Source organism: Phaeovulum sp., from assembly GCF_041596715.1.
Taxonomy (GTDB): domain Bacteria; phylum Pseudomonadota; class Alphaproteobacteria; order Rhodobacterales; family Rhodobacteraceae; genus UBA6213.
Window position 1 is genome coordinate 1 of sequence record NZ_JBFHIA010000258.1, and the last position, 4,135, is coordinate 4,135.

General features: G+C 62.5%; 2 protein-coding genes. One reads left to right on the forward strand and one right to left on the reverse strand.

Annotation, left to right across the window (positions count from 1 at the left end; genetic code table 11):
* Positions 1-1,784 (reverse strand): glycosyltransferase family 2 protein (locus tag ABY403_RS14170; protein ID WP_372841475.1); only part of this gene is annotated, 1,784 nt, incomplete at its 3' end.
* Positions 1,785-1,922: 138 nt separating this feature from the next.
* Here ABY403_RS14170 and ABY403_RS14175 point away from each other — a divergent pair.
* Positions 1,923-4,124, forward strand: coding sequence for a hypothetical protein (locus ABY403_RS14175; protein ID WP_372841476.1), 2,202 nt, complete (start codon positions 1,923-1,925; stop codon positions 4,122-4,124).
* Positions 4,125-4,135: the final 11 nt, after the last annotated feature.

Here is a 4,135-nt window from a genome sequence, read left to right on the forward strand (position 1 = left end):
CCATTGCGAAACATCCCTCGCGGCATCGGGCGGCCCGATCCGTTCAGCCATTGCACCTGATCCCAAAGATCGGGGATCAGCCCCTTGGGGCGGTGCACACCGAGTTTCTTGTAGATGTCGATATTGCGAAACAGCGTCTTGAAGCCCCATGCCTGATGCGGCTTGCGCACCACTTCAGGGGCGGCGCGAGTGAACTGCTCCAGCAAAAAGCGGTCCTCGTATCCATGCACGTCAGAGTTGCCAAACAGCCGCCATGTCAGCGAAATCATGTTGGCCTCGCCCATCGCAGCATAAAGCGCGGTCAACGTGCCATCGCCGATCTTGACGTTGATGAACTCGTCCACATCCATGCATATCGCCCAGCCGCAATTCTGAATCAGCGGCTCGTCTTCGGCGGCTTGCAATGCCGCGTGCTGCGGCGGCAGGTTCATTGCCCGAAACGGGTTTTCGCGCTGCTGCACCAACCCCTTGGCCTGCAACGTCTTTAGCATCGTGTCGGTGCCGTCGGTGCAATCGTTGGTGTAAATCAGAAAATCATCAACCCCGATGGCGCGGTGATAGGCAAGCCATTCCAGAATGAAGGGACCTTCGTTCTTCATCGTGGTCACGATGCAGGTGCGTCCCGCCGCTAGCGCCGCAGCCGGTGCGCGCCGCGTGGCCGAGACCGGTGGGCGCACGGGCTTGTGCCCGAATGCGCCTTTCGCCAGTGCCAGAAGGTCGGGGTCCTCGATCAACGAGGTTTTGGGTGCCAGTTCCGATGCGGCGCGGCCGGGCACCCGCAGCGCCATCGCGCGCCAGAATGGGATGACCTTCCCGGGTTCGGGGCGCGCATAGGCCACGCGAATGGCGCGCCAGGTGTTTTGCAGCCCCGCAAGCTCGGGTGCAACGCCCCAGCGCGCGATGCCGCGGCGGGAATCGAACTGGCGGCATATATGGTCGCCAAAGCGTTCTGGCTGACCTTTGCGCACCCGCCAAGGATAGATGCGCCGCCCGACCATCAGCACCACGCCGCTTTTTGATGCGGCGCAGATGTCAAAAGCGGTCGGCGCCCCCGCGTCGCGTGCCGCGAGAATGTCGGTCACATCCAGCGTCAGCACCGCGCGGGCGCGCGCCAGATACCGCCACTTGGCAATCTCATAGACCAAGCCTTGCCCAAGCGGCGCGCGCCAGATGTCGTCGGGCGGCACCTCCATCCGGTCCTTGCCGGGCGCGTCGGGGGCAAGCCAGAGGTGGTTTTCGCCCGCAGAGCCGGGTTTGCCCAAAGGCACCACGCTATCGATCACCGCCACCACCAGCGCCAGCCCGCGCGCCTCGCAGCCCTGTTCGATTGCGTGGGCAAACTGGGCTGGGCTGCCCGCTGGGCTGTCAGGTGGCGCGCGGTTCACGATCACCGCGGCCTCGGCCCCGTGCTGGCCTGCGTGATAGGCAAGCCAATCCACCACCGCCTCGGCAGGTTCTTCCAGACGCAGCGCCAAAAGCGCGTTCTTGCCTGCAAAACGCTCTTGCTCGGGCGCGTCGGGATAAATCTCGATCTCGCCCTCAGCCAGCGCCAGTCGCAGCGGCAGCGCGGCGCAGACCCCGGCCACCAACATGCCGCCCGAAACCTCGCGCAGTTCGCGCACATCGGCGCAGCCTGTGCGCGGTGCATCGGTAAACCGTTCGACCGGGGCAGGGGCGGCGAAAAAAATGCGGAAGGCATAGCCCTCGCCCTCGGGCCAAGCGAGCGCGTCGAGCACCTCGGGCATGGCCCCCAACGTGCTCTGCATCACCACCGCCTTCGCCATTGCCTGCCCCGTTCACCCCACATTGCCACTTTCCTAGCACAGTCGGCCCGGCGCGCAAACGCGCCACCCGCAAAGCCATTGGCAGGGCTTGCAGTTTGACGCATCATGGCGGGCAAAACGAAGGGCAGGTACAAAGGTATGGGACGGGTGCGCGAGGTTGGAACGCTGTGGATCGGCGGGCGCTTGAGCTGGCTTGAAATCCTCTGCCTCAAGTCCTTCGTGGATCAGGGCCAGAAGATCACGCTCTACTCTTATGACGATATCCCCAACGTGCCCGAAGGCGTGATCTGCCGCGACGGGCGCGAGGTGCTCGATACCGACGATTTCATCAAATACGAAAAGAAAGACAGTTTCGCGCTGTTTGCCGATTTCTTTCGTATTCACATGATCGCCCAGAACCCGGGGATGATCTGGGTTGATACGGATGTCTACTGCTACCGCCCGATGGAGTATGCGAGCGATTATGTGATGGGGTTCGAACTGCCCGGCGAAACCCGCGTCAATAACGCGGTTCTGGGCCTGCCCGCCGATAGCGCGATTCTGGCCGACATCATCGCCTTCATGGAAGACCGCTTTGCGATCCCCGAGTTCATCAAGCCAAGCCTGCGCGCCGAATATCTGGCGGCAAAGTCCGCAGGCACGCCCGTGCACGTCAGCCAACAGCCCTGGGGGGTCTGGGGGCCGATGATGATCACCTATTTCGTCGCCAAACATGGGCTAGAGCATCAGGTGCAGCCGCTAGAAGCGTTTTATCCGATTCCGTTTCCCGAACGGACTCGGATGATACGCAAAGCATCAAAGGTCGAGGCGCGCTTGACCGAGGCGACAACGGCGCTGCACCTTTGGGCATCGAACAAGCGCGAAATGGGGCGGCGTTTCGCGGGCTTGCCGCCACCGGGTTCGTATCTGGAATCATTGGTTGAAAAGCACGGCATTCGCCCCGAGGACGCGCCGATTGGCGAACGTGGCAGGCATGTCTTTGACACCGCCTTGATCGACGCTGTCGATTTGCCCGAGGTGGCGACATTTGCCGATCTTGGCGGCGGCGCACAGGCGCTGGCCTTGGCTGCGCATAGCAAATGGGATTGCGACATCGCCCTGATTGATCTGACCCATAGCGGCGAATGGGCTACGCAGCCGTCTGACTGGGTAGCGCCCTACCGCGCCTTTCTGCAAGCAAATGGCGTAGAGGATAATCGGGTGCGGGTTGTCAGCCGCGCCAAAGACCTGCGCCCGACTGACCTGATCGCCAATCTGACGGGCTTCGGGGATGCGCATAAGATCAAATACATAGCGCCTGTTCTTGAAGCGTGCCTACATTCCGACAGCCGCATGTTGCTGGATATTCGCAAAGGCTCTGGCAGTGTGCCCTTCCTGAAGGATTACGGCACACTCGACTACCTCAGCAAGCGCGACGATGCCGGGACCGAGGTCAACCGCGCCCGCTTTACCCCCAAACCGCCCACCGAGGTCGCCACCGACCCCGAATGGGCCAAGATGGCGCGCACGCTGGCCGGGCGCGACGGTTTTTATACCGATAATGGCAGCCACTCGTTTCTTTACATGCCGCGCGGGCGCACGCTGGTGGTCACCTTCGACAACCTCGACATCGCCATGAACAAGCGCGAAGAGCGGCGTCCGTGGGGCTTTCACTTCATCGAGAAGCAGGGCTGGTCGATGCTGGGCGTTCTGGCAGGTGGCTGGACATGGTATCGCGATCAATGGGTTGCGGACGAGTTTGATCGCCTTGCCGCAACAGGCTTTTTTGCGCAGTTCGAGCGGGTGGTGTTTTACGGCGCATCGATGGGCGGCTATGCGGCGGCGGCGTTTTCTGCGGCCTGTCCGGGGGCAGACGTGGTGGCGATCAGCCCGCAATCAACGCTCGACCGCGCGCAGGTGCCTTGGGAAACTCGCTATAGCGTGGCTTGGGATCGTGACTGGTCAGGTAAATACGGCGATGCGGCCGAAGCGTCGAAATTGGCGCGCAGGGTTTCGATTCTGTTCGACCCTTACGAGCCGCTCGATGCCGGGCACGTCGCGCGGTTTAGCGCCCCCAACGTGGTCAAGCTGCGCACGCCCTTGCTGGGCCACCGGCTTGGATCATCGCTGCACCAGATGGGGATTTTGAACCCGATCATCCTCGCCGCGCTCGACGGTAGCTTGACCGAGGCGGGTTTCTACCGCCGTTTGCGCGCGCGGCGCGAGTTTCCGCGCTATCAGCGAGAGCTATTCAAGCGCGCGCTGGCAAGCGGGCACCCAGAACTGGCCAAGCAACTTGGCAAATGGGTTCTGGCGCGCGGTGACAACCGGGTGATCCGGCAGGAAATGGCCGCGCTTTAGCCCTGCTTTGC

Excerpts from the sequence above, each read along its gene's own strand:
- ABY403_RS14175 (WP_372841476.1), top strand. The coding sequence starts at position 1,923 with ATGGGACGGGTGCGCGAGGTTGGAACGCTGTGGATCGGCGGGCGCTTG.